Here is a 26,678-nt window from a genome sequence, read left to right as displayed (position 1 = left end):
CGCATGGCTGGGTGACCGGACGCTTGTGGGTCGCAGTCGGTGGTGTCGCAATCCATAGGATCCTCCCATGGGGGTGTCCGGCCCGATCCGCCGGACACCCCCGCGGCCTTGGGCCGGACATCCGGGGAATGTGCCCTTGCGCTGCGGTGTTCGCCCGGGCAGATGTGTCATGCCGAAGCGATGGAGAATGGAACCGTCATGAGCGAGCAGGCTGCGCGGAAAACGGGACGGACCGAGGGTGAAGCGGTCATCGCGGACTTCTGGTTCGACCCCCTGTGCCCCTGGGCCTGGATGACCTCGCGCTGGATGCTGGAGGTCGAGAAGGTACGGCCGGTCAAGGTGCGCTGGCATGTGATGAGCCTGTCCGTCCTCAACGAGGACGCCGATGACCTGCCCCAGAAGTACCGGGACCTGATGGACGACGGCTGGGGCCCGGTGCGGGTGGTCACCGCGGCCGGGGAACTGCACGGCGAGGACGTGCTCGGCCCGCTGTACACCGCGATCGGTACCCGCTTCCACAACCGGGGCGAGGGGCTGTCGATGGAGGCCGTCGCGGCCGCCCTCGACGAGGTCGGCCTGCCGGCCTCGCTGCTCGAATACGCGGACAAGGACACCTACGACAAGCAGCTGCGCGCCTCCCACCAGGAAGGCATCGACAAGGTGGGCCAGGACGTCGGCACCCCGGTCATCGCGGTGCCCGGCGCGGACGGCGAGCAGGTCGCCTTCTTCGGCCCGGTCGTCACCCCGGCCCCGCAGGGCGAGGCCGCGGCCCGCCTGTGGGACGGCACCCTCCTGGTCGCCTCGACGCCCGGCTTCTACGAGATCAAGCGCACCCGCACCGAGGAGCCGGACTTCTCGAACCTCGGCTGAGCGCATACGGAATGCCCCCGCGAGTCACGTCCTCGCGGGGGCTTCCTTCTGCCGCCTGCCCGGTGATGCGGTGAGAAGACGATCACGAGGGCAGGTGCTCAAGGGCTGCGGTGCGCTCAGGGCGCGAGCAGCAGGTTGTACGAGCGCTCCTTGGCCGCCGCGTAGCGACGGGCCACGTCCTGCCAGTTGACGACCGCCCACATGGCCTCGATGAAGTCGACCTTCTGGTTCCTGTACTGCAGGTAGAAGGCGTGCTCCCAGGCGTCGAAGACCAGGATCGGGGTCGATCCCTGGCCGACATTGCCCTGGTGGTCGTAGATCTGCTCGACGATGAGCCGGCCGCTGACGGGCTCGTGGGCGAGCACGCCCCAGCCTGAACCCTGGGTGGTGGCCGCGGCCTTGGTGAGCTGGGCCTTGAAGCCGGCGAAGGAGCCGAAGGACTCGGCGATGGCGTCCGCGAGCTCGCCCACACCATCGGCCGCGAGCGGCTCGCCGCCGCCTTCGCCGCTCATGTTCTGCCAGTAGACCGAGTGCAGGATGTGCCCGGAGAGATGGAACGCGAGGTTCTTCTCCAGGCCGTTGATCGCGCCCCAGGCCTCCTTGTCCCGCGCCTCGGCGAGCTGCTCCAGGGTGTCGTTCGCTCCCTTCACATACGCCGCGTGGTGCTTGTCGTGGTGCAGCTCGATGATCTCCGGGCTGATCACGGGAGCGAGTGCGGAGTAGTCGTAGGGGAGTTCCGGGAGTGTGTAGACGGCCATGGTGGTCGAGCCCCTCCTGCTGACTGCAGCTTATTGCAAATAGCTTGCAAGTGCAGGCTAGCACCAACAACTCCGTGCGTGATCACGGATACGCGAAAGCCCCGCCCGGAACGGTCCGGGCGGGGCTTTCGGGCAGGTTCGCGCGGAGCGCGCCTCAGGGTTCGAGCCGCGTCGCCAGCCGCTCGACCCTGGCCTCCAGGTCCTTCAGGCGGTTCGACTGCTGCAGCGCATAGCCGACCACGGCCAGGAACACCGTCAGGCCACCCGTGTAGTAGAGCTGGACGCGGGTGCCCTCCTCGCGGGCCATCAGGACGAAGACCGTGGCCATACCGGCAAGCGCCACCCAGGTCAGCCACGGGAACAGCCACATCTTCACGACCAGCTTCTCCGGCGCCTCGCGCTGCAGCCTGCGCCGCATCCGCAGCTGCGCGGCGGCGATGAAGAACCAGACGACCAGGATGATCGCGCCGATCATGTTGAGCAGCCAGGAGAAGATCGTCTTCGGGTACCAGTAGCTGAGCAGCACGCAGAAGAACCCGAAGACGCTGGACGTGATGACCGCGATCCGCGGCACCCCGCCCGAGATCCGGCCGAGCGCCTGCGGGCCGAGCCGGCGCGAGACCAGCGAACCGGCCATGCGCGAGGCGCCGTAGATGTTGGCGTTCATCGCGGACAGGAGCGCGATGAGGACGACCACGTTCATGATCTGGCCGGCCGCGGGCAGGCCGAGGTACTCCAGGGTGACGACGTAGGAACCCTTGCCGTCGGCGAGCGCCGGGTCGTTCCACGGGACCAGCGTGACGATGACGGCCATCGAGCCCACGTAGAAGAGCGCGATCCGCCACATCGCGGTGCGCACGGCCTTCGCGACGCCCTTGACCGGGTGCTCCGACTCGGCGGCCGCGATCGTGACGGTCTCCAGACCGCCGTATGCGAAGACGGAGGCGAGCAGGCCGACGATCAGCCCCTCGGTGCCGGTCGGGAAGAAGCCGCCGTCGCCGGTGAGATGGCTCAGGCCGGGCGCCTCGGTGTCGGAGCCGGGCAGCATGCCCAGGATCGCGAGGACGCCGATGACGAGGAAGGCCGCGATCGCGAGGACCTTGAGGGTGGCGAACCAGAACTCGAACTCGCCGAAGTTCCGTACGGAGACGAGGTTCGTCACGCAGAAGAGCAGCATGAACAGCGCGACGAACGCCCACTCGGGGACGCCCGGGAGCCAGCCGTGGGCGATCTGCGCGGCACCGATGCCCTCCAGGCCCACGGCCACACAGAGCAGGAACCAGAACGACCAGCCGGCCGTGAAGCCCGCCCACGGTCCGATCGCCTTCTCGGCGTGCACCGAGAAGGAGCCGGAGGCCGGGTTCGCGGCGGCCATCTCGCCGAGCATCCGCATCACGAGCATGACGAGGGCGCCGGAGATCGCATAGGCGATGATGATCGACGGGCCCGCGGCGGCGATCGCCGAGGCCGAGCCGACGAACAACCCGGCGCCGATCACGCCGCCGAGCGCGATCATCGACAGATGGCGCTGCTTGAGGCCCTTGCCGAGGGTGGCGGCGTCGGAGTCGGTGGGGGCGGGTGCGGGCGCTTCGGCGTCCGCTGCACCGGTCGCCGGGGCGTCCTTCACGGACGCGGGTGCGGGGGGCGGGGTCATCGCAGGGGGATCCGTTACGTGCGTGGTGTCAGATGTACATAAGCAACGGCTCAGTCTGTGCGGTCGCTCCGCTGACGTGAACGGCCTGCCCGGATACCGGACGCCTCACTCACTCCCCGTACTGGAATGACTACTTCCGATTTGCTTCCCGTACGAGTGCGACGGCGATGACCACGAGCGTCGCGCCGCCCGACCACAGCAGCTGCGGGCGGGCCGCGTCATCGGTGAGCATCAGGCCCACGACCGCCGCCATGCCCGCGAGCGCCACCCAGGTCAGATACGGGAACGCCCACATCCTGAGCACCAGCTTCCCGGGCGCCTCGCGCTCGATACGGCGGCGCAGCCGCAGCTGGGCGACCGCGATCAGCGCCCAGACGAAGATCAGCACCGAGCCGACCGCGTTGAGCATGTACTGGAAGACCGAATCCGGCCACTTCAGGTTCAGCAGCACGGAGGCGAAACCGAAGGCCACCGAGGCGAGCACCGCCGCCCGCGGCACCCCGCTCGCGCCCACCTCCAGCAGGCGGCGCGGGGCGTCGCCGCGTTCGGCGAGCGAGAAGAGCATCCGCGAGGAGCCGTACGCGTTGGCGTTGAGCGCCGAGAGCAGCGCCACGAAGACCACGATGTTCATGATCGTGCCGGCCGAGGGGATCCCGATCGAGTCGAGCACCAACACATACGGGCTGACCTTGCCGCTCTGCTCGGTCCACGGCAGCACCGTGACGATGACCAGCATCGAACCCACGTAGAAGAAGAGGATCCGCCACACCGCGCTGCGCACCGCACGCGAGACCGAGCGGGCCGGGTCGTCGGACTCGGCGGCCGCGATGGTGACGACCTCCAGACCGCCGAAGGCGAAGATCACCGCGAGCGCACCGGAGATCACACCCTCCCAGCCGTTCGGCAGGAAGCCGTCCCGGCCGGTGAGGTTGGTGAGGCCGACCGGGTCCGTGTCCGGCAGGATCCCGAAGACCGCGAGCGTGCCCAGGAAGAGGAAGGCCACGATCGCGAAGACCTTCAGCGCGGCGAACCAGAACTCGAACTCACCGAAGTTCTTCACCGCGACGAGGTTCGCCGCCGTGAACACCGACATGAAGACGAGCACCCAGGCCCACTGTGGGATCCCCGGCACCCAGCCGTTCGCGATCTGCGCGGCCGCGGTCGCCTCCACGGCGAGCACGATCACCAGGAGGAACCAGTACAGCCAGCCCGCACTGAACCCCGCCCACCGCCCGATCGCCTTCTCCGCGTGCACCGAGAACGAGCCCGAGGCCGGCACCGCCGCCGACATCTCGCCGAGCATCCGCATCACCAGCATCGCGAGCACACCCGCGAGCAGATACGAGACGATGATCCCCGGACCTGCGAGAGCGATCCCCGCGCCCGAGCCGACGAACAGCCCCGCGCCGATCACCCCGCCGAGGCCGAGCATCGTGAGATGGCGCTGTTTCAGGCCGTGACCGAGGGGCTCGGGAGCTTCGGTGAGCGAGGTGTCGTGCATGGTCGGCTCTCGGAGGGGATTGGCGGGAGTCCACAGTGTCGCCCGCCTGCGCCGATCCGTGCAAAACGGTCACCGGCGGCCGTACGCCCTAGTGATGGAGGTCACGCACCCAGCGCTTTCCCGGCCGTCTTTGTACAGACCGTACGAACCCTCGAACTGCCGCTTTGTCGACGGTTGACGGTGAACGCCCGTTGACCGCTGGGATAGCGTCACGGTGTCCTGAACCCGTGTCATGCGGGGTCCCCTGCACGTCCCCTCCCGTCCCCTGCACGTCCCCTGGAGTCTCCGTATGAGCACCGCAGCTGTCGCGATACGCCCCGGCGAGGTCCTCGCCGACCTGCTCCCGGTTGTTGGGGCCTCCCCTGCTCGAGCGAAGTCGAGAGCTTGGGGAAGGGTGCGCGACATCGCCCTGGTCGCCGGCGGCGCCGCGCTCACCGCGCTGTCCGCGCAGCTGTCCGTGCCGGTCCCCGGCTCGCCCGTCCCGGTCACCGGCCAGACCTTCGCCGCCCTCCTCGTCGGCACGGCCCTCGGTGCCCGCCGCGGCCTGCTCTCGCTCGGCCTGTACGCGGCCGTCGGCGCCGCGGGCGCGCCCGTCTTCCAGGGCGGCACCTCCGGCTGGGGCGGCGCCTCCTTCGGGTACGTCATCGGCATGCTGATCGCCGCCGGCATGGTCGGCGCCCTTGCCCGCCGCGGCGGCGACCGCTCGGTGCCCCGCATGGCCGGGACGATGGTGCTCGGCTCCGCCGTGATCTACGCGGTGGGCGTGCCGTGGCTGATGGCCGCGACGGGCATGTCCCTCTCGGCCGCACTGGCCGCAGGCGTCGTCCCCTTCCTGATCGGCGACGCACTGAAGGCCGCCCTCGCGATGGGCGCGCTGCCGACGGCGTGGAAGCTCGTGGGCCGCAAGGGCTGAACGCGCGCGAACGTGACGGGGCGCCTGGGAATGTGACCAGGCGCCCCAGTGCGTGATCCGGCACGGGTGGCGTGCTCCGGTGTGATGGAGTGACCAGGTGCCCGATGGCGTGACCGGGCCCCCGAAGGCGTGACCAGGTGCCCGATGGCGTGACCCGGGCGCGTCCACCGCCCCGCGGGCATGCCACACTCGGACCCATGCGCGTGTACCTCGGCTCCGACCATGCCGGCTTCGAACTCAAGAACCACCTCGTCGAGTGGCTCAAGGCCCACGGCCACGAGCCCGTGGACTGCGGTCCGCACATCTACGACGCCCAGGACGACTACCCGCCGTTCTGCCTGCGTGCCGCCGAGAAGACGGCCGCGGACCCGGACTCCCTCGGCATCGTGATCGGCGGCTCCGGCAACGGCGAGCAGATCGCCGCGAACAAGGTCGAGGGCATCCGCTGCGCCCTCGCCTGGAGCGAGCAGACGGCCGCGCTCGGCCGCGAGCACAACAACGCGAACGTGGTCTCCATCGGCGGCCGGATGCACACGCAGGAGGAGGCGACGAAGTTCGTCGAGGTCTTCCTCGCCACGCCGTACTCCGGCGAGGAGCGCCACACCCGCCGCATCGACATGCTCGCGGACTACGAGCGCACGGGCGAACTCCCCCCGATCCCGGCCCACCACCCGCAGGGCTGACCTTTCCGGCGCGGGGCGGGGTTTGTCACCAGGCTCCGAGAAAGAACTCCGGAGGAACCCAGACGTGCCCGAGGGCCACACGATCCACCGCCTGGCGCAGGACCACCGGGACCGCTTCCTGCACAGGCCCCTCACCGTCACCAGCCCCCAGGGAAAGTTCGCCGACGCCGCAGCCCTGCTCGACGGCCAGGAACTGACCGGCGCCGAAGCCCACGGGAAGCACCTTTTCCTGGGCTTCGGCCCCCTCGGCTGGATCCACATCCACCTCGGCCTCTTCGGCAAGCTCGACTTCGGCGGCCCCACCGCGGCCCCGCCCACCGACACGGTCCGCCTGCGTCTGCGTCACCCCGAGGCGTACGCGGACCTCCGCGGCCCCACCACCTGCGCCCTGATCGCCGACGGCGAGAAGCAGGCGATACACGACCGCCTCGGCCCTGACCCGCTGCGCGAGCAGGACGACCCGGCCAGGGCCTGGGCGCGGATCAGCCGCTCCCGGCAGAGCATCGCCGCCCTGCTCATGGACCAGAAGGTCATCGCGGGCGTCGGCAATGTCTACCGCGCCGAGGTCCTCTTCCGGCACGGCATCGACCCGTACCGCCCCGGCAAGGACCTCACCCGCCGTGCCTGGGACGCGATCTGGGCGGATCTGACCGGGCTGATGCGCGAGGGCGTCCGCCTGAACCGCATCGACACGGTCCGCCCCGAGCACACCCCGGAGGCGATGGGCCGCCCGCCGCGCGTGGACGACCACGGCGGCGAGGTGTACGTCTACCGCAGGGCCACGCAGCCCTGCCACATCTGTGGCGGCGAGATCCGCACCGCCGATCTCGCCGCCCGCAACCTGTTCTGGTGCCCGGTCTGCCAGAACAGCCCCGGCGCCTGACGGGGCACGGCCCCGCCGGCCCCGTCCACCGCCGTCAGAACCCGTGCGGCAGCCACGGCGCGAGGTCGCTGCCGAAGGCGAGCGACACGGCGGCGAGACTGCCCGGCCGCAGCTCCCGCACCCGCCCCGCGGCCGCCAGCGCGGCAAGCGTGAAGCCGCCCAGGTACGCAGCCCCCAACTCCCGTACGGACAGCGCGAGATCCGCCGCGTCCTCCGTGCGCTTGCACGAGGCACCGACGCTGTCCCCGGTGAGCCGCCAACGCCCCTCGTTCCAGGGGCAGAACGGGTCGGACACGTCGAAGACCACGTCAACAGGCGTGCGATACGTACGTGCTTCGAGCGCCGCACCGACATCGACCGGGCGCAGATGCAGCGAATCACGCATCCGCAGGCCGCAGCGCCGGATGTCGGAGACCTGGTGCTGCCAGGCGTCGTCGACCGGGCGGTTGCGAAACGCGACCTTCGCCATCAGGTCCATCGACAGGAAGTGCCGCACCATCGCCGCCTCCGCGGCGCCGTCCACGGCATCGAGCTGCCGCACCGTCACCGTGCCACGCGGCCCGCTGTCGTCCCACTCCGGCTTGGTACGGAAACGGGCGTAGCCCACCAACTCGCCCTCGCGCTCGGCGAGCAGACACTGCAGCGGCGAGGCGCCGTCCCGGTCCTCCGGCGGGTCGAGCAGCGCCATGGCGGCCCAGCCCTCACTCCGCGCGATCATGCCGGGGCGCAGCGGAACAAGCCGTTGGTACAGCTCCTCGCAACGGCCGAGGGCCTCCTTCGGGTCCACAAGCCGCAGCCGTACGTCATCGGTGCCGGGCGGAACGTCCAGGCGCACGCGGTGGCTCTCGACCGAGGCGTCGAGCTGCTGGGTGGCGATGCCGTACCCGAAGCGCCCGTAGATCGCGGGCTCGGACGCGGTCAGCGCCGCGAGCGGTTCGCCCAGCGCCCGTATGTCCGCCAGTTGACGGCGCATCATGGACGTGAGGATGCCGCGGCGGCGATGGGTGGGCGCGACGCTCACCATCGTGACGCCGGCGGTCGGCACGAGGGCGCCGCCCGGGACGGCCATACGGAACGAGAACGCACCGGCCGTACCGGCCACCGTCTCGCCGTCCCACACCCCGAGCGAACGCGGGAACTCGGTGACGGAGCGATCGAATTCACGCTCCTGTGGCGATTCCCTCACCCCGCCGAAGGCGAGCTCGAGTTGGGTGAACCAGCGGTCCCACTGGTCCGGCTCCAAGGTGCGGATCTCAAGTGTCATATGCCCTGCCTATCAGGCGCCCGGGTACGAAGCGAGTGATTTTCGGATGGTTCGTCGTGCTGTGTGCTCCCGGGAGCGATCCGGGCCGAAGCGGACACATCCCGGAGGTGTCGCGGACGCGCATCGGCCCGGCGCTGCTCCCGGGGCAACCTGCCGTGTCACTCGCGTCACATCGGGTGCGAGCCGCCCTGCCCGTGCGGGGGGAGATGGAGGACCACCCGTGCACACGACCGCCCCGGGTGGATATGGTCCACGGACGATGACCGGTGCACAGCGCGCCGCCCGCGCGGAGCGCGCGGCGGCGGACACGTTCCCGGCCCGGATGCGCAAGCGCTGGCACCGGGCCCGCGTCGGGCTGCGCAAATCGGGCGTGGACTACTTCCGCGGCGACGGCTCCGACTGGGTCGCCTTCGCGGGACTGCTCCTGCTGGTCCCCGCCATCACGGCCGGCACCCTCGCGATACCCGTGTGGTTCTCCCCGGCCCTGCTCTGTCTGCCGGTCGTCGCGGGCGGCCTGCTGCTGCGCCCCGCGAGCCTGCTCGGCCTCTACGCGGCCTCGGCAGCCGCGCTGATCATCGAGTCCGTCGTACTCGGCCCGTACCAGGAGAACGCGGCCACCGTCACCCCGGGCGTCGTGCTCGCGGTCGCGGCCTGCGGCTTCTTCGGGCTCCTGATCGCCCAGTTCCGCAGCCGGGTCGGCGTGCCCTGGCGTCGCGGCGGCACCATGCTCTTCGACCTGCGCGAGCGGATCCGCGTACAGAGCAAACTGCCCACCCTGCCGGTGGGCTGGCACCGCGAGATGGCCCTGCGCCCGGCCGGCGGCCAGTCCTTCTCCGGCGACTTCGTCTGCGCGGCCCGTACGAACGGGGGCCGGACCCTGGAGGTCGTCCTCACCGACGTCTCCGGCAAGGGCATGGGCGCCGCCTCGCGGGCGCTGCTCCTGTCCGGCGCCTTCGGCGGCCTGCTCGGTTCGCTGCCCCCGCACGAGTTCCTGCCCGCGGCCAACGGCTATCTGCTCCGCCAGGACTGGGAAGAGGGCTTCGCGACCTCCATCCACCTCGCCCTCGACCTCGAATCCGGCGACTACGAACTGCTCTCCGCGGGCCACCCGCCCGCCGTGCAACTGCATGCAGGCATGGGCCGCTGGGAGGAGAAGACCGCCGAAGGGCCGCTGCTCGGGGTGTACGACGGAGCGCAGTTCGACCCGGTGAAGGGCTCGCTGCGCCCCGGTGACGTCCTGATGCTCTTCACGGACGGTCTGGTGGAGACCTCCGACCGCGATATCGCCGAGGGCATCGACCGGCTCACCGGGGAGGCTGACCGCTATGTCGCGGGCGGCTTCCACGGCGCCGCCTGGCATCTGATCGAGGCGGTCGCCAAGGACGTCAACGACGACCGGGCGCTGCTGCTGATCTGCCGGGAGTCCTGAGCGCGCCGCCGATCTGCTCGGCGTCCGCCGCGGAGCTGCCGTGGAGTGTTGCAAAGCCCTTACAGGCCACGGATTGCATGCCCTGGCCATCAATTGATAGAGATGCCTCCGTATGCATTTCAGCCAAGGATGGCCGGGGGAGGCGCGATGAAGTTCGATATGGGTGCGACGGCGTTGTCGAATCTGCGGTCGCAGTCGCAGGGGTCGAGTGATGATCTGGGTTCGCTGATCAGGCAGTTGATTGCCGCGGCGCAGCCGCTCGAAGGCAAGTTCAATGGTGGCGGCAAGGCAGCGTTCGATGCGTTCAAGCGGAACTCGGACGAGATCACGGCGGCGTTGAACGGCTCGCTGTCGGCGATCCTGGGCGGCCAGTCCGGCATGGACTCGGCTTTCGGTACGGGTGATCAGGAGTCGGCGGACAACGCGCGCTCGACGATGGCTGCCGCGAACTTCGACGCCGCCCGCTTCGGCGGCCGCTGAGACAACGGGGGATGGAAGACTGATGGCTGCGAATGCTGACCGCCGCTCGTACGACATGGCCGCGTCCTCGGACGCTCAGGGCAATATCCAGGCGGTGATCTCGCGTCTGGAGCAGGTGATCGCGGACCGGGACCGTCAGGTGAAGGCGGCGATGGCCGACTTCCAGGCCGACGGTGTCTCGGACTCGTATCACGACAAGGAGATGCGCTGGAACCGCGCTTCCTCCGAGGTCCGCACGATCATCCAGCTGCTCAAGTCCACGCTGGAGAAGAACGACGGCACCGCGCAGCAGACCCTGTCGCGCGCGAAGGCCGCCGTCGACGGCATCGGCTGACCTGACGGGGTTGCGGGGGTAGGGGCGCATGTCGGGCTGGGATATTCGGCCGCAGGGTGTTCAGGGTGTACTGAAGATCACCGGTGAGACGGCGGGCGGGATCGAGAAGCAGGCCACCGCGTTCGGTGAGCATCTGCAGTCGGCTGCCACGTCCGCGGGAACCGTCGCCGCGGAGGGCGCCGAGGGCACCGAGAACGGTGGGTTGGTGGCGCTCGCGTTGTCGCAGTTCGCGGAGCATGCGGTGACGGATATCAAATTCGTGGCGGCGCGTGCGGGGAAGTCGTTGACGGGTGCGGTGGAGGCGACGACGGCGTATCTGGACGGGGACTTGGCGATGGCGGCGGAGGCCCAGCGCAAGGCGTTGGGGGCGCCGGATCTCGATCCTGAGAAGCCGGGGGTGCAGGAAGGGTGATCGAGCCTTCACAGATTCCGCAGTTCACCGGTGATCTGGCCGCGCTGGAGACGGCGGTCACGAGCCTGGGCAAGGACGCGGGCGCGGTCCGAAAGACCGGTGCGGATGTGCACAGCCAGTTCCAGGGGCTTTCGGCGTATTACACCGCCCCGGAAGCCGAGCAACTGTTCGCGACCACACAGCCGGTGAAGACGCGCGCGGACGAGTTCGGCGACGATCTGGAGAAGGTCGGCCAGGCGCTTTCGGACTATGCCTCCGAGGTGAAGCCGATCGCGGCGAAGCTGAAGCAGCTGAAGATCGATGCGCAGGCGTTCGTCGATTCCGTCGCCGATGACGACGAGTGGAAGTACGACGGCGACAAGATCGAGGAGCACAACGGTCTGCAGGCCGATGTGACCGCCGCCGTGGCCGCCTTCTGGGAGGCGGAACGGGCCTGTGCGAACAAGATCACCGCGTTGTTCGGCGGTACACAGTTCGTCGCGAACGACGGCTCGAACAAAGAGAACATGTACGGCTATGCGGCCGACGACCTGAAGAACGCGAAAGTCCCCTGGGGCACTCCGGAGGACGAGTCCCACCACTGGTACGAGGTGGGGCACTGGGTCAAGTCGTTCGTGTGGGACGGGCTGATCGTCGACGGGATCTGGGGCACCATCAAGGGGCTCGGCACCTTGGTCGGATTCCAGGGCCTGGACGCCATGGGACAGGCTTGGAAGGGCCTCGCCCAGCTCGCGACCGGCCTGGCCGTGATGTCGATCCCGGTGGTCGGCACCGCGTACATGATGGCGCCCGACGACAAACTCCCCTCCTGGCTCCGCGACTCCCGCACCGCCGTGAAGGAGACAGGCAAGGCGCTCGTCGCCTGGGACGAATGGGGCAAGAACCCGGCCCGGGCCGCCGGAGCGGTCACTTTCAACGTCGTCACGACCGTGTTCACCGGAGGCGCCGGAGCAGGTGTCGCGGGCGCGGGCAAGGCGGGCGCGGTCGCCAAGACCCTGTCCGTGCTGTCCAAGGCCGGCAAGGCCATCGACCCCATGACCTACATCGCCAAGGGAGCGGGCACGGGCCTCACCAAGATCGGCGACGTGGTGACCGGTCTGAAGGGCGTAGGCGCCATCGACATCCCCGCACTGCCCGAGACGGTGGTGCGGCTGCCCGAGGGCTCGGTCCGTATGCCGGACGGCTCCTTCACGCTGCCCGAGGGCGCGGCGATCCCGGAGGGCGCGGTCACGACGCCCGGCGGGGCGCTGAAGCTGCCCGAGGGCTGGACGACCGTCTCGCACGACTCCGTCGCCCTGCCGGACGGCCGCGTCATGGAGCCCGACGGCTCCCTGATCTCGCCGAACGGAGCGGTGGACCCGACTCCGATACCGGCCGAGAAGCTCCCCGAACAAGCGCCTGGGCAGGCATCTGGGCAGGCATCTGGGCAGGCACCCGCGTCGGCACCCGTGGAGCAGCCTGTTCTCGCGGGCGTGCACGCGGGCGACGGGACGGCGCCGGTCGCGTCCACCCTGGACAACACGGGCGCGGCCACGCACGCCCCGGACGCCCACGCCCCGGACGCCCACGCCCCGGACCCCATGAGCACCCACGCGGCCGACAGCCACGCCCCGACCGGCACGGCGGACACCACCCTCCCCGGCCAGTCCGCAGGCAACAACCTCCCACCCCACGGCCCCGGCTCCGACCTCCCGCCCGGCCCGCTCTCCCACGCGGACGACGGTGCGCACATCGGCGACGACGCGGTGGGATACGGCGACGAGGCGGTCTCGTACGGCGACGACGCGGTCTCCCATGGGGACGATGCCGCCGCCCACGCCGACGACGCGGCCTCCCACGGCGATGAAGTCGCAGGGCCCGGCGACGAAGCCGCAGGGCACGGCGACGATGCGGCCATGGGCGGCGACGGGTACACGTACAAGCCGCACGTCACTCCCGAGGAGTGGCAGAACCTCTCCCCGGCTCAGAAGCACCGGATCGCCCTCGCCGAAGTCAGCGAGGGAACGGCCCCGTTCGTCAACGACGCGGAAGCGGTCGCATACGGCCAGGCGTACTGGAACCACTACACGGAGAACCTGCCGAGCTCCCAGTTCGACGCCGTCCACGACTACACGCTGGAGCACGGCACGAACGCACCGCCGCCCACCGACAAGGGCTGGGCGACGTACAAGGAGATGAACGGGTACCTGCGGGGCAACACCGACCTGGACTCGCCGTACGTCCGGCACAACATCGCCGAGACCGATGCGGCGCTCGCCGGACGGCCGCTTGCGGAGGACGTCATGGTCGTCCGCGGCACCGGCATCGGCCACCTCGACCTCGACTCGCCGCTGGACATGCTCGGCAACACCTACGGTGACCCCGCCTACATGTCGACCTCCCTCGGCAACCATCCGGTCGACGCCTTCAAGGACATGGACGCGGTCCTGCACCTGCGGGTGCCTGAGGGGACACCGGCCCTGTGGGTGGAGAAGGCGAGCGAGTTCGGCATGGGCGAGCGGGAGCTGCTCCTGGGCCGTGGGACCGAGTACCGGGTGACCCGCGTGTTCATGGAGAATGGACAGGTGCAGGTCTACGGCGAAGTCCTGCCCCGGAAGTAGCGGAGAGAGGCACATCCGATGAGCACCGAACGACACGTCTCGCCGCGTATGACGGAGGACCTCCACTTCCGTAGGACGGACGGCCCCCCGCGCTATGCGCGGCGCACGGACAAGCCCGTCCAGTACCTCACGATCGTCGATGCGGCGGGCGCGGTCATCGGTTACGTGTGGGCCAATGACGAGGACGACGCGGCGGGCTGGACCGTTCGTACGGCGGGCGGCGACGAAGCCTTCAACCTGGGCTTCATCTGGGTCACGAAGCTGCACGAGGCCAAGGCGCAGGGCCTCGCCCCGACGGCGGCGCTCGCCGCGCTGGTCCGAGACTCGGACCCCTCCGCGAGCAGCCACGTGCAGTCCGCCACCCCGTCCGAGGCGCCGAGCCTCGATGCCGTCAGGGAACTCGCGGGCCGGTAGGGCCCGGTCGGGAGGCCGCCTGATGACTGATGCGGAAAGGGCCCGCGTATGAGCCGGTTCGACGAACTGCTCGGCACGGATTTCGCCGGTGAGCCGGCGAGCGACCTCGAAGACGTGATCTACGAAGGGCTCGACGATCCCCGGCACCGTGATCGCGTGCCGGGCCTGGTCGAGCTGATGAACAGCGGCACAGCGCCCGAACACGAGCGTTTTCTCGCCTGTGTCGCCCTGACGACCTGGGCCGAGCCCGCGGGCCTCGAGGCCGTACTCGCCGCCGCGGCGCATCCCGCGCAGGCCCCCTGGTACGACTGCCTGATCGACCGCAGGTTCTCCGTCGACAACACCTTCGCGCAGCTCTCCCTCGCCGTGTCCGACAGCGATGCACTCGCCGGGGAGAAGGGCACACTCGGCCTGCGCACCGAGGCGTTCCGCGCCCTGGTCCGGATCGCGTACCGCGAGTACTTCGACGAGAAGCTGGCCGACCTCATGGACCCGGCGACGGTGAATGCCGTCGCGTCCGACATCGAGACCACCGTGACCAGGGGACTCGCCGCCATCGAGTCGTCCCCCTTCGACCTGGCGACCCAACTCGTCGACCTCGCGGCAGCGTTGACCGTGGTGGACGGCGCGCGCGCCGTCCGGCTGGCCATGGATGTCCTGGCGGTGTCCTCGGGCCCGCGGACGCTCATGCACGCGGTGGCCATCGCGCAGCGCTCCTCGGTCCCGGAGGCGGTCACCTTCGGCGAGTACCTTGCCTCCGTCGGAGACGACCGGGTCGGAGCGGCCCTGGCCGAGCGGCAGACCCGTCGCACGCGAGACCTGCCGGAAGGAAGCGGACCCGCGGTGACCACCGACTCGGCAGGTGCCGCCCTGGCCCGCCTGCGCGCCGTCGACTGGGACGACCTCGCCGGCGCGTTCGCCCACACACGCTCGCGTGCCCTCCTGATGCGCGAGCACATGCGCCGGGCAGCCCTGTGGGCTCAGGCCTGCGGCGCCGAGAAGGACTGGCCGTTCTTCGACGTCGTGCCCCATGTGGCGCCGGATTTCCGACTTCCGTCCGAGACCCGGGCGGAGCTGGAGGCATACACGCGCACGATCGGAACTCCGTCCGTCCGACGCCTCTGCCGGGCTGCGGTCAACTGGGCGGGCCTGGCGGACCGGCAGGGCCGGGTGCGGCCCGAGCTGCTCGACCCGTACGAGCCGATCCTGACCCTGTTCGAGCGCGGCGGGCGCTACTCCGTCGGGCAGTTCATCGACCTGTACGGCGTGATGATCCCGTACGGGAGCCTGCGGTCGCATCTCGCGGCCACCCCGTTCCTGTCGCTCGGCCGGCGCACGCTGGACGCCCTCGACGCCGTCGGGTCGGGGAACGTCACGTACTACGCGAAGATCGACGACAACGGTCCGCGCAGCAGCCCGCGCGGCCTGGTCCGCCGCCGCACCGACCGCGACGGCGGGACGCACGACGACGCCTTCACCCGCAACCTCCGCTGGGAGCCCACGGAGTACCTGCGCCTGTACCGGCTGGACCACAACGACATCGACCACGTGGAGATCCCGGAACAGGAGGCCGCCGCATTCATCGAACGCATGATCAGGAGCGTCGACGGCAGCTCCTGACGACACCTCCTGACCACAGCTCCGGGCCTCGGTCGACGTGAGCCGTCCCACCTCGGCCCCACCCGAGCTGTACCTCCTCCTCGCCCATGCCTTATGTTGCGGAGGCAAAGCCAAGGGGGCTCGTCATGACGAACGAGGCGTGTGAGGTGCCTGAGGCATGTGAGCCGCCGCTGCTGAGTCTCGAGGAAGTCGAGGCGCTCGCGTGTGGCGCGCATGCCGGGCAGACGGACAAGGCCGGGCGGCCGTACGCCGAGCATCTGCGGGCCGTCGCCGAGGGCACCCGGGCCCGCGGCGGCAGCGAGGAGCAGATCGCCGCCGCGTGGCTGCACGACGCCGTCGAGGATCAGGCGCTGAGTGCCCAGTGGCTCGAACAGGCCGCCCTCGCCCCCGCCGCCAAGGCGATCGTCCGCGCGCTCACCAAGCGGGAGGACGAGGAGCCCGAGGCGTACGCGGCGCGTATTCTCGCGACCCCGGGGGCCAGGCTCGTCAAGGCGGCGGATCTTGCGCACAATTGCGATCCGGCGCGCCGGGCCGCCCTCGACAACCCGACTCGGGAACGGCTCGCGCGCAAGTACGCGCGGATGCGGGAACTGCTCGGGCTCACCGAGGACGCGTGAGCTGCCCGGGCGAACCGGGGCGGGAGCGTGCGGCGCGCAGGGCGCGCACGGGACGGACGACGCAGCAGGCAAGCGGAAGCGATAGGTGCAGGGGCGGCCACGGGACATGGCGCGGGATTACGACAGCCAGTTGCTGGAGTCGGTGTCGGTACGCCGGCGCCGGCTGCGCGATGCCCTGCTCTTCGGCGCCCAGCGCGCCCGCCGCACCGCCGACGAACGGCTCGGCAAGGTCTTCGCCGGCATCGCCGTCGCCGCGGTGATCTGCGCGGGCTGTGTCGGCTGGTCCTTCGTGCAGAGCATGCTGGAGAAGCGCGAGGCGGAGCAGCGCGAGCAGCGGCAGAAGCAGGAGCAGCTGCTCGGTGCGGAGGCTGTCCGGGGCGTTCAGTACGACTGGCGAGACCGGCAATTCGGGCAATCCGGTAAATACGTGGACGTCAACGAGCCGCCGTCCGCTCCGATTTCGCGATGATAGGTTCCGGTAAGTGGTGAGCACTGCAACGAGTTCCCGAGCGCAACTCAGCCGAGTGACCCTCGTCGGTGAGCGCCGACGGGCGGACATCGTTCTGCCCTCGGACACCCCCATCGGGCAACTGCTGCCCGACATCCTCCAGCTGCTCGACGACCGGGCCGCCGCACGGCCGATGACCCGGCAGCTGATCACCTCAGACGGCTCGGTGCTGCCGCACGAGTCCACCCTGTCCTCCGCCGAGGTCGCCGACGGCGCGGTGCTCCGTCTCGTACGCGCCCATGCGGCACCCCCGGCCCCCGTCGTGCACGACGTGACCGACGAGGTCGCCGACGACCTCGACCTGCGCGCCTGGCGCTGGCGACCCGCCGTCCGCCGGGCCGGTGCCGGACTCGCCACCCTCGTCTTCACCGTGATCACCGCGCTGCTCGCGCGCGCCGAGTTCTCCCTCACGTCCGTCGCGACCGCGCTCGTCGTGGCCACCCTGGCGCTCGCCGCGGCGGGCGCGCTGGTCGCGAAGATCGGCGCGGGCAATCGGGGCCTGGCCACCGCGCTGTTGCTCACCTCCGGTGTACTCGGCCTGCTCGCCGCATGGACCGCGGCCGATGCCCACGCCTGGTCCGGCATGGCGCGCACGGCGGCCGTGGGCGGCGCGCTCGTGCTCGCCCAGCTCCTGCTCGGCTTCTTCGCGCCGCTCGGCCGGGGCGGACTGATCGGGGCCGCCGCGACCGCGGGCTTCACACTGATCTGGGAGCTTGCCGCCGCCCTCCAGGACGATCCGGCCCGGCTCGGCGCCGTGATGGCCGTCGTCTCCGTCGTCCTGCTCGGCATGCTGCCGCGGCTCGCCCTCATGGCCTCGGGCCTGACCGGCCTCGACGACCGCCGTTCCGGCGGCGCCTCCGTCAGCCGCCACCAGGTCTCCGGAGCGCTGGCCGCCACCCACCGCGGGCTCGCGCTCGCCACGATCGTCACCGCGCTCTCGGCCGCGGCGGCCGGGTTCCTGCTGACCGCGGCCCGGCCCACCGTGTGGACCGTGCTGCTCGCCTCGCTCACCGCGGTGGTGCTGCTCTCGCGGGCCCGCGCCTTCCCGCTGGTCGCGGAGGTCGCGGCGCTGTTCGTGGCGGCCGGCTTCCTCGTCGTACGCCTGGTCATGCTGTGGACGGGGCACGCCGAAGGCGTCGGACCGCTGGCCGTCCTCTGCGCGGCGGCGCTGCTGCCGCTGCTGGTGCTGGCCGTGCAGCCGCCGGAGCATGTGGTGGTCCGGCTGCGCCGGATCGCCGATCTGATCGAGTCCATCGGCGTCATCGGACTCTTCCCGCTCGCGGTGGGCGCGTTCGGTGTGTACGGGCAGCTGCTCGACAAGTTCTGAAGATCCAAGGGGAACGGGGCGTAGGGAAGTGAGCACGGACATGCCGAACAGCGGCAACTGGCAGGGCGATGTGCTGCGCGACCTCGGGGGTACGGGGGGCACGGCGGCCGCGCCGGGGCATGCCCAGGCTCCCGCCGCCGCGCAGGCTCCGTCCGCCGGCCAGGCAGCGGGTCCCGTGCCCGCGCAGGCTCCTTCCCAGGGCGGCCAGGCAGCGGCTCCCGCTCCCGCGCAGGCTCCCGCTCCCGCGCAGGCTCCCGCTCCCGGGCAGCCCCGGCCGGGCACCCCCGCGCACCACCGGCCCGCACCGCCCATGCCCACTCCCACGCCCACACTCACGCCCACCCCCTCCCCCTCCCCGTACACCCAAGGTCCCCGCACCCCGGACTCCCGTCAGGTCCTCGACCGGCAGCTGGCCGCCGCGCACCGCAAGCCGCGGCACGGGGAGCCGTTCATGACGCGGGCGGTCAGGGCCGTGCGCAGGACCGTCTCGTCGAGCGCCGCGCGCGAGGTCGCCGAGGCCTCGCGGCTCGGCGAACTGCTGCAGGCCCCCGTGACCACCGGCCGGCAGATCGCCGTCACCTCGATCCGCGGCGGCGCCGGCAAGTCCACGGTGGCCGCGCTGCTCGGCACCACGTACGCGCACTACCGCCACGACCCGGTCCTGCTCGTCGAGGCCGACCCGGCGCTCGGCACCCTGCCGCTGCGCGTCGGCGCGGAGGCGCTGCGCTGGACCACCGGCGATCTCGCCTCGATCGTCGTCCCGCAGATGTCGCTGCTGGACGTGACCGGCTACCTCGTCCAGCTCCCCGACAACGCCTGGCTGCTCCCCGGCAGCCAGGGCCAGATCGGCGCGATGCTGGACCTCAAGGCCTACGAGAAGGTCATGGTCTCGCTGCGCCGCTACTTCGGGATCACCGTCGTGGACTGCGAGACGCTGCCCGCCGAGGTGGCCCGTACCGCCCTGTCCGCCGCCCAGGCCCGGATCCTCGTCGCACCCGCCACGCTGGAAGGCGTCACGTCCACACACTCCGTCCTGCAGTGGATGCAGGGACTGCCCCGGCACATGATCGACGGCACCGTCGTGGTGCTCACCGAGCAGGTGCCGCACGGCGGGCTCGACCTGGCGAAGGCCACCGGGAAACTCGCGGCCACCGGCGCCAAGGTCCAGGTCCTGCCGTACGACCGGCATCTCGCCTCCGGCGGCGCGATCCGCACCGAGCTGCTCGCCCGGCCGACCCGGGCCGCCACGACCCGCCTCGCCGCCGAGGTCTTCCAGCTGTCCCAGAAGCTCCGCTGAACCCGGATACGGGAAACCACCGATGAGCACCCGACTGATCCACCGCCCGGCCCGCACCACCCGCCCGGCCGCCGCCTCCGAGGCCCGCGTCATCGAGCCGCCGCCGAACCTGCCCGACGGCAAGGGCGGCAACGCCGCCACCTCGCTGCTCCCGGTCGCCGGCGTCATGTCCTCGGTCGTGATGATGACGGTGCTGCGCGGCAACGGAGCCTTCGCCGCGATCGGCGCGCTCATCCTCATCGTCACCATCGTCGGCTCGGTCGTCCTCGTCTTCTCACAGAAGGGCAAGGCGGGCCGCGCCCGCCGCACCCAGCGCGAGGCCTACCTCGAATACCTGGAGGAGCTGCGCGAAGAGCTCTCCGCCGAGGAGAAGCAGCGCCGCGAACGCGCCGGCATCCTCAACCCGCCCCCGTCCGCGCTCTACGACCTTGTGCGCGACCCGGCCCGCCTGTGGGAGCGGCGCCGGATGGACGGCGACTTCCTGCGGGTACGAGTCGGCACCGGCGAGATGCCGGTACGGGACCTCAAGCTGCAGCAGCAGGGTTCCTCCGTGCTCACCCCGCCCGACAGGTTCATGCTCAACGAGGCGTCCGCGCTCATCGACCGCTTCCGCACGGGCACCGAACTCCCGCTCACCGTCCCCCTGGACCGCGCGGGCAACATCAGCATCGTCGGCCCCCGCGAGGACACCCTGCGCGTGGCCCGCGCCCTGCTCGTCCAGGCCGCCGCCACCCACGCACCCGACGACGTGGCGATGGCGCTCGCGGTGCCGGGGGAGCGGCTCGCGGACTGGGAGTGGGCCAAGTGGCTGCCGCACCTCCTGGACCCCGACCAGTTCGACGGCCCGGTCGCCGCGCGCCGTATCGCACCCTCCCCCGCCCAGCTCGCCCGCCAGATCGGCCACGAACTGCGCCGCCGCGCCTCCTACGCGGCCGAGGTGCGCCGCGGCCTCTCCGACCGGGGCGCGCTCGCCATGACCTCCCGGCTGCTCGTCGTCAGCGACGGCCACGGCGCCGACGCCGCCGAACTCCCGCGCCCCGACGAGGCGGTGGGCCTGCGCGACATGGGCGTCTCCGTGCTGCACCTGCTCGCGGAGCGGGTGCAGGAGCCGGGACAGGTGTCCGTACGGATCACCGTCGACGGCGACCGCGTGCTCATCGAGGACCTCCGCGAGGCCGAGCCGATCAGCGCGCACGGCAGCGTCGACGAGGTGACCGTGCCCGGCGCGGAGGGCATCGCCCGGATGCTCGCGCCCCTGCGGCTCTCGGCCGAGTCCATGGCCGACGCGCCGCTGTCCGGACCGGTCGACTTCGCCGAACTGCTCGGCATCGACGACGTGGCCCGCCTCGACCTGGACCGGCTGTGGGCGCCGCGCAGCGAACGGGCCTTCCTGCGCGTCCCGATCGGCATCGGTGACAACCACGAACCCGTACTCCTCGACCTCAAGGAGTCCTCCGAACTGGGCATGGGCCCGCACGGCCTGTGCGTCGGCGCCACCGGCTCCGGAAAATCCGAGCTGCTTCGCACGCTCGTGCTCGCCCTCGTCGCCACCCACCCGCCGGAGGACCTCTCCCTCGTCCTCGTCGACTACAAGGGCGGCGCCACCTTCGCCCCCTTCGCCAACCTGCCGCACGTGGCCGGAGTCATCACCAACCTGGAGAACCAGGCCGGCCTCGTCGAGCGCGTACACGCCTCCCTCGCCGGCGAGGTCAAGCGCCGCCAGCAGGTACTCAAGGACGCCGGGAACGTCGCCGACATCGGCGACTACGCGGCCCTGCGCGCCACCAAGCGCCCCGACCTCGACCCACTGCCGCACCTCTTCGTCGTCATCGACGAGTTCGGTGAACTCCTCACCGCCAAACCCGACTTCATCGACCTCTTCCTCTCCATCGGCCGCATCGGCCGCTCCATCGGCGTGCACCTGCTGCTCTCCTCGCAGCGCATCGAGGGCGGCAAGCTCAAGGGCCTGGACACCTACCTCTCGTACCGCCTCGGTCTGCGCACCTTCTCCCCGGACGAGTCCCGCACCGTCCTCGACACCACCGACGCCTTCCACCTGCCGCCGCTGCCCGGCTTCGGCTATCTCAAGGTCGACATGTCGGTCTACGAACGGTTCAAGGCCTCTTACGTCTCCGGCGCCTACCGCGGACCCGTCGCCCGCGAGGAGGAGGACGCCGGCCCGCTCGCCCTCGCCTACGAGGCGTACAACACCCTCGCCGAACCCGAGACCTCCACCGGACCGGCCGAACCGCAGATGCGCCGCCGCGAGACCGGCCCCACCGAACTCGGCGTCCTCGTCTCCCAGTTGGAGGACGCGCCCACCGACCCCGTACGCCAGATCTGGCTGCCGCCGCTCCCCGGAGCCGTCGCCCTCGACAAGGTCGCGGGCCCCATCGACGTGGGCGCGCGCGGCATGCAGCTGCGCGGGCGGCACGGACCGCTGCGGATCCCGCTCGGGCTGCTCGACGACCCCGCCAAGCAGTGGCAGGGCCAGTGGATCCTCGACCTCACCGTCGCCGGCGGCCACGCGGCCGTCATCGGCGGCCCGCAGTCCGGCAAGACCACGCTCCTGCGCACCCTCGCCCTGTCCCTCGCGCTCACCCACACCCCGCAGGAAGTCGGCATCTACGGCCTCGACCTGGTCGGCGGCGGACTGCAGGCGCTCACCGGCCTTCCGCACGTCGGCGGCATCGCGGGCCGCGCCGACCGCGAACGCGCCGCGCGGACCGTCGACGAGGTGCGCACCATGCTCGAAGAGCGCGAGGAACTCTTCCGCGCCCACGGCATCGACTCCGTCGAGCAGCTGCGCGACCTGCGCGCCGCGGGACGGCTCCCCGAACTCGCCTCCACCGAGATCGTGCTGCTCATCGACGGATTCGGTGCCCTGCGCGACGACTTCGAGAACCTCGACGACGCGGTCACCGACCTCCTCAAGCGCGGCGGCGGCTACGGCATCCACGTCGTGTCGAGCATGCTGCGCTGGAACGACGTCCGGATCGCCACCCAGACCACCTTCGGCACCCGCGTCGAACTGCGCCTCAACGACCCCACCGAGTCCAGCATCGACCGCAAGCTAGCCGAGACGCTCTCCCCGGACGAGCCCGGCCGCGTCCTCACCGACGCCAAGCTGTTCGCCCAGGTCGCCCTGCCCCGTACGGACTCGTCCGCAGAGACCACCGAGCTGGGCGCCGTCCTGGAGCGCACGGCCCGTACCGTACGCGCCACCTGGACCGGTGAGGTCGCCCAGCCCGTACGGGTGCTGCCGCACGTCCTCGACAAGGAACTCCTGCCCGGACCGGCCGCCGAACCCAAGCGGGTCCCGATCGCCCTCGACCAGAGCGCGCTGCGTCCCGTCCTGCTCGACCTCTTCCAACACGACCAGCATCTGATCGTGATGGGCGACAGCGAATGCGGCAAGACGAACCTCCTTCGCGTGGTCGCCGACGGCCTGATGGAGCGCTACAGCGAGGACGAGCTGGTCTTCGCCGTCTTCGACCCGCGGCGCGGGCTGCGCGGCGCGATCCCCGAGGAGTACCGCGGCGGCTACGCGTACAACGCCAAGCTCGCCGCCGGACTCTCCGCGGGCATCGCCACCGAGCTGGAGAAGCGGATGCCGGACGACACCCAGGACACCGAGGACCTGGAACCCGGCAGCTGGGGCTCGGGCCCGCGGATCGTGGTCCTCGTCGACGACTACGACGTCCTGACCACCGCGGGCCAGCAGCCGCTCGCGCCCTTCCTGCCGTACATCCCCTCGGCCGCCGACATCGGCCTGCACTTCGTGCTCACGCGACGCGTCGCGGGCGCCTCGCGCGGCCTGTACGAGCCGATGGTGCAGGGGCTGCGCGAATCCGGCTCCTCGGCGCTCGTGATGACCGGCGACCGCAGCGAAGGCCAGCTCTTCCCCGGGGTGTACGCCTCGGCGCAGCCCACGGGGCGCGGGATGTTCGTCCGCAGGGGAGAGAGCTCGCGGCTGATCCAGACGGTGCACGCGGGGTGAACGGCGTACGGGGTACGTGCACAGACCCCGCCCTCCCTGGGGGCCGAGCCCTGTTCCAGGCTACTGCCGCCCACTGACAATCCAGCAGCAACGCACAGCCGAGAGCCCCACCAGAGAGACGAGTCATGACCAAGGACGTCATCGCCCTCACGACACAGATGCCCGACCCGCTGAGCGTCCTCGCGGGCCTGCTCGCCGGCGGCCCCGACAAGCAGGTGCAGTCGGCGGGCGAGGGCGCCCTGGTGCAGCTCTGCGACGAACAGGGCCGCCCCCTCGTCTCCGCCGAGGCCCCGCTGCTCGTCCAGGTCCCCGGCGAGGCCGCCCGCCTGCTCGGCGTACGCGAGCCGGAACTGCCGTACTGGTGGACCGAGGCCCGCGCGAGCACCGGCGTCGCCGAGGCCGAACAACTCGCCGCCGGCTACGTCTCCCGTATCGCCTCCCTCGTCGGCGGCGCGGTCTGGCCGCCGGAGGCCGCCCGCAGCCTCGACGTGGTCGACACCGAGGGCGTACAGGTGGGTTCGGAACTCGCGGGCAGCTCCGTGGACGTCCTCACCGACAAGACCGCCGTCGTCATCCAGGACCGCCCCGTCGTCCCCATGACGGCCTGGCTGTCCACCGCGGTCGGCGCCGCCGCCGCGGCCGGCATCGGCCTGCAGATCGTCACACCCTCCGGCGCCCGCCTCACCCCGGCCGTCCGCGCCGCGCTCGACGGCTGGCCCTCGCGCTGGGTCGTACGCGACGAGGAATGCGGCTACTACGACGGCCTCTCCGGCGCCGTACTCGCCTGGCAGGGCGGCCTGTTCCAGCCGGTCCCCGGCGAGGACGGCGCCACCCCCGTGCCCGAGGTCTTCAAGAACGTCACGGACACCGGCGAACGCCAGCTCACCCTCCAGTTCCGCACCGTCCATCCCGCCGACGACCGCCTCGTCCTCGGCGGCGCCCTCGAATCCGTATGCCAGGCGCTGCGCTGCGCACCACCGGCCGGCTGGGGGACCGCCGAACCGGTCAACCTGCCGTGGTCACTGCGCGGGCTCACCGACCTCGCGCACGAGCGTTCCCCGGAGCCCACGCTCCTGTACGCGGTCGGGGACAGCCTCTTCGCGAGCCTGCGCGTCAACCGCACCAAGGCGGGCGTCGAGGAGGACATCACGGTCATCGCGGGCTACGGAGCCGACGAGCGGCCGCCGCTCGACCGGCTCCCCGCCCTCGCCGAGACCCTCGCGACCCGCCACCGTCTCCAGTCGCTGCTCGTACAGATCCGCAAGGCCCGCCGCGACCTCGCCGTGCCGCCGCACTTCGAGGCGCCCGCCGTCCCCGCGGGCTTCGCGCTCGGCGCCGACGAGGTACGCGCCATGCCCGGCGACCGCGCCCGCCGCACCCCGCTCGCCGAGGCCCCCGTCGAGCTCGGCCCGAAGACCCGCCCCGCCCTCTACTACCCGCTGCCCGGCGACCCGTCCGACCTCACGGCCTGGACGGCCTTCGAGAAGCTGATGCGGCACCTCAAGGGCGCGTGAGGACCCCGGGGCGTCGGGGGACGACGCCGGGGGCCTCAGGCCTTCGCGCGCTCCCGGGACAGCTCCGCCGCATCCCGCCGGAACGCCCACGCCATACGGGGCTCCACGGCGAACCGGAGCACCCGCCGCACCTGCGGCAGGCACATCAGCGTCACCGCGACGGCCGCGAGCACGGTCACCAGGATCTGGCCGAGCGGGTGGTGCACCCACGCCGGGTCGTACCAGCCCCAGCTGCGCGCCCCCTGGGCGAGGAAACCGTGCAGCAGATAGCCGTACACCGTCCCCGCGCCGAGCACCGTGAACCACGTGCGGCGCCTGGGCACCCAGGCGAGAAAGCAGACCACCAGGGCCATCGAGCAGGCGAGCAGCACCAGGGACATCCCGATGCCCGTCCACCACGTGGCCCCCCGCTCCTGGGCGCTCGACGAGTGGTAGAGCCACCCCTCCGACATCCGCGGGACCAGCCAGTACGCGGCGACCAGCGCGAGGGCGAGGACCGGCACCGACAGCAGGCGCACCTCACGTCGGCGTACGAGCTGGAAGTGCTCGGGCCTGAGGCTGAGGCCGATCACGAAGAAGGGCAGGAACTGCAGCACACGCTGCAGATCGAAGTCGTCGCCGATACTCGGCGTGACGGAGGCGAGCACACTGATGGCGAGCGCCACCGGGACCGGATGGCGGATCGACTTCCACAGCGGCGTGGTCAGGCGCCAGACGAAGAGCGCGGCGAGGAACCAGGTCAGGTACCACGGGTCGAGCAGGCTGAGCCGGTGTGCCGAGTCGCCGAGCACCCAGCGCATGTAGAAGGTGTACGCGGCCTCGAAGACCAGATAGGGCACGAGCACCCCGGTGACGAGACGGCGCAGCCGGTCCGGGCGCAGGTCGAAGCTGCGGGAGAAGTAGCCGGAGACGAGGATGAACGCCGGCATGTGGAACGCGTAGACGAACAGGTAGAGCGCCGATGCCGTGCGGGAGCCGCCCATCAGCGGCCCCCAGAAGTGCCCCACGGAGACGAGGACGATCGCCAGGTACTTCGCGTTGTCGAAGAACGGGTCTCTCTGCCTGCCGGGCTTCACCGGGGTGGGGGCCGGTGAGGGTTCCTGGGTCGTGGATGCCGGTACCTGGGTGGGGGGAAGGGGGGTCCGGTGCTGTGACCGCACTGCGCCTTCCGGGGTGGTGGCAGCGTGGAACATTCGACGCACCCTAGTGGCGCCTGACGGTTCACGTAAAACCCCGCGCCGAAATAAGAACGTGATACACGCCATGCGCCTTATCCGGGGCCCAACTACCCATGCGCTATGGGTTGATTCGCCCCCTCATATCCGGGCATATCGCCCGGACTGTCTCCCTTGTAGCTTCCCTGTGGCTTCCCTGTGGCTTCCCTCGCGACTTCCGCGCGACTTCCTTCGCGGCTGCCGTTGCAGTGTCCTCGGGGCTGTGTCCGTGCCAATAATTCGAAATTCGAATTCATCATGAACACGGTGTGCACGCACCGCCCACACATGGAAACGATCAAGCCGAATCCCGTGCGCGTCCTCCGCCCTGTGGCCGACGATCCGTCACCCGCCGCATACGGACGGCCCGTTGGTGGCACGATGGT

General features: G+C 71.0%; 22 protein-coding genes. 17 read left to right on the top strand and 5 right to left on the bottom strand.

Annotated elements, in window-relative coordinates; translation table 11 throughout:
• Positions 1-198 precede the first annotated feature (198 nt).
• Positions 199-870 (top strand): mycothiol-dependent nitroreductase Rv2466c family protein, encoded by a 672-nt coding sequence (locus tag ACLF6P_RS13245; protein ID WP_415950385.1) that lies wholly within the window; start codon positions 199-201, stop codon positions 868-870.
• Between the two features lie 116 nt (positions 871-986).
• Here ACLF6P_RS13245 and ACLF6P_RS13240 read toward each other — a convergent pair whose 3' ends face one another.
• From ACLF6P_RS13240 to ACLF6P_RS13230, 3 genes are all read right to left on the bottom strand, one after another.
• Positions 987-1,628: a superoxide dismutase gene (locus tag ACLF6P_RS13240; protein WP_415950384.1), complete on the bottom strand. Its 642-nt coding sequence runs from the start codon at positions 1,626-1,628 to the stop codon at positions 987-989.
• Positions 1,629-1,782: 154 nt separating this feature from the next.
• Positions 1,783-3,144 carry an amino acid permease gene (locus ACLF6P_RS13235; protein ID WP_415950499.1) on the bottom strand — a complete coding sequence of 454 codons (1,362 nt, stop codon included), beginning with the start codon at positions 3,142-3,144 and terminating at the stop codon, positions 1,783-1,785.
• Positions 3,145-3,412: 268 nt separating this feature from the next.
• On the bottom strand, positions 3,413-4,783 hold the full coding sequence (locus tag ACLF6P_RS13230; RefSeq protein WP_415950382.1) for an amino acid permease: 1,371 nt from the start codon (positions 4,781-4,783) through the stop codon (positions 3,413-3,415).
• Between the two features lie 289 nt (positions 4,784-5,072).
• Between ACLF6P_RS13230 and ACLF6P_RS13225 the strand changes: the two genes are divergently transcribed.
• The 3 genes from ACLF6P_RS13225 (at position 5,073) to ACLF6P_RS13215 (ending at position 7,262) form a co-directional block, all read left to right on the top strand.
• Positions 5,073-5,696: a biotin transporter BioY gene (locus tag ACLF6P_RS13225; protein WP_415950380.1), complete on the top strand. Its 624-nt coding sequence runs from the start codon at positions 5,073-5,075 to the stop codon at positions 5,694-5,696.
• A 197-nt stretch (positions 5,697-5,893) separates the two neighbouring features.
• Positions 5,894-6,379: a ribose-5-phosphate isomerase gene (locus ACLF6P_RS13220; RefSeq protein WP_415950379.1), complete on the top strand. Its 486-nt coding sequence runs from the start codon at positions 5,894-5,896 to the stop codon at positions 6,377-6,379.
• 64 nt (positions 6,380-6,443) lie between these two features.
• The gene (locus ACLF6P_RS13215) at positions 6,444-7,262 is read left to right on the top strand and encodes an Fpg/Nei family DNA glycosylase (protein ID WP_415950377.1); all 819 of its coding nucleotides are present in this window, start codon (positions 6,444-6,446) and stop codon (positions 7,260-7,262) included.
• A gap of 34 nt (positions 7,263-7,296) precedes the next feature.
• On the opposite strand, the gene ACLF6P_RS13210 is transcribed toward ACLF6P_RS13215, so the two are convergent.
• Entirely contained in the window at positions 7,297-8,526 is a 1,230-nt protein-coding gene (locus ACLF6P_RS13210; RefSeq protein WP_415950376.1) for a GNAT family N-acetyltransferase, read from the bottom strand.
• 259 nt (positions 8,527-8,785) lie between these two features.
• Between ACLF6P_RS13210 and ACLF6P_RS13205 the strand changes: the two genes are divergently transcribed.
• The 13 genes from ACLF6P_RS13205 to ACLF6P_RS13145 all read left to right on the top strand — a co-directional run bounded on the left by ACLF6P_RS13205 (position 8,786) and on the right by ACLF6P_RS13145 (position 25,078).
• The gene (locus tag ACLF6P_RS13205; protein WP_415950374.1) at positions 8,786-9,955 is read left to right on the top strand and encodes a PP2C family protein-serine/threonine phosphatase; all 1,170 of its coding nucleotides are present in this window, start codon (positions 8,786-8,788) and stop codon (positions 9,953-9,955) included.
• A 147-nt stretch (positions 9,956-10,102) separates the two neighbouring features.
• Complete coding sequence (locus ACLF6P_RS13200) at positions 10,103-10,435, top strand: hypothetical protein (protein WP_415950372.1); 333 nt, start codon at positions 10,103-10,105, stop codon at positions 10,433-10,435.
• Between the two features lie 22 nt (positions 10,436-10,457).
• Entirely contained in the window at positions 10,458-10,769 is a 312-nt protein-coding gene (locus ACLF6P_RS13195; RefSeq protein ID WP_415950370.1) for a pore-forming ESAT-6 family protein, read from the top strand.
• A 28-nt stretch (positions 10,770-10,797) separates the two neighbouring features.
• Complete coding sequence (locus ACLF6P_RS13190; protein ID WP_415950368.1) at positions 10,798-11,181, top strand: DUF6507 family protein; 384 nt, start codon at positions 10,798-10,800, stop codon at positions 11,179-11,181.
• Positions 11,178-13,781, top strand: a complete 2,604-nt coding sequence (locus ACLF6P_RS13185; RefSeq protein ID WP_415950366.1) for an ADP-ribosyltransferase — start codon at positions 11,178-11,180, stop codon at positions 13,779-13,781. The genes ACLF6P_RS13190 and ACLF6P_RS13185 overlap by 4 nt, the downstream gene beginning before the upstream one ends.
• A gap of 18 nt (positions 13,782-13,799) precedes the next feature.
• Positions 13,800-14,195 (top strand): hypothetical protein, encoded by a 396-nt coding sequence (locus ACLF6P_RS13180; RefSeq protein ID WP_415950364.1) that lies wholly within the window; start codon positions 13,800-13,802, stop codon positions 14,193-14,195.
• Positions 14,196-14,243: 48 nt separating this feature from the next.
• Positions 14,244-15,815: a hypothetical protein gene (locus ACLF6P_RS13175; protein WP_415950362.1), complete on the top strand. Its 1,572-nt coding sequence runs from the start codon at positions 14,244-14,246 to the stop codon at positions 15,813-15,815.
• 125 nt (positions 15,816-15,940) lie between these two features.
• Complete coding sequence (locus ACLF6P_RS13170; protein ID WP_415950361.1) at positions 15,941-16,432, top strand: HD domain-containing protein; 492 nt, start codon at positions 15,941-15,943, stop codon at positions 16,430-16,432.
• Positions 16,433-16,538: 106 nt separating this feature from the next.
• Positions 16,539-16,901 (top strand): hypothetical protein, encoded by a 363-nt coding sequence (locus tag ACLF6P_RS13165; RefSeq protein ID WP_415950360.1) that lies wholly within the window; start codon positions 16,539-16,541, stop codon positions 16,899-16,901.
• A gap of 13 nt (positions 16,902-16,914) precedes the next feature.
• A complete protein-coding gene (eccD, locus tag ACLF6P_RS13160; RefSeq protein ID WP_415950359.1) occupies positions 16,915-18,267 on the top strand; it encodes a type VII secretion integral membrane protein EccD in 1,353 nt (450 codons plus the stop codon).
• A 40-nt stretch (positions 18,268-18,307) separates the two neighbouring features.
• A complete protein-coding gene (locus ACLF6P_RS13155) occupies positions 18,308-19,564 on the top strand; it encodes a MinD/ParA family ATP-binding protein (protein ID WP_415950498.1) in 1,257 nt (418 codons plus the stop codon).
• A gap of 22 nt (positions 19,565-19,586) precedes the next feature.
• Complete coding sequence (eccCa, locus tag ACLF6P_RS13150) at positions 19,587-23,564, top strand: type VII secretion protein EccCa (RefSeq protein WP_415950357.1); 3,978 nt, start codon at positions 19,587-19,589, stop codon at positions 23,562-23,564.
• A 125-nt stretch (positions 23,565-23,689) separates the two neighbouring features.
• The gene (locus tag ACLF6P_RS13145) at positions 23,690-25,078 is read left to right on the top strand and encodes a DUF6177 family protein (RefSeq protein ID WP_415950356.1); all 1,389 of its coding nucleotides are present in this window, start codon (positions 23,690-23,692) and stop codon (positions 25,076-25,078) included.
• A 35-nt stretch (positions 25,079-25,113) separates the two neighbouring features.
• Here the strand turns inward: ACLF6P_RS13145 and ACLF6P_RS13140 are convergent, their stop codons facing one another.
• The gene (locus tag ACLF6P_RS13140) at positions 25,114-26,271 is read right to left on the bottom strand and encodes an acyltransferase family protein (protein ID WP_415950355.1); all 1,158 of its coding nucleotides are present in this window, start codon (positions 26,269-26,271) and stop codon (positions 25,114-25,116) included.
• Positions 26,272-26,678: the final 407 nt, after the last annotated feature.

This window comes from Streptomyces lothianensis (assembly GCF_047779955.1).
Classification (GTDB): Bacteria; Actinomycetota; Actinomycetes; order Streptomycetales; family Streptomycetaceae; genus Streptomyces.
This window is presented reverse-complemented; position numbering and strand designations above follow the sequence as displayed.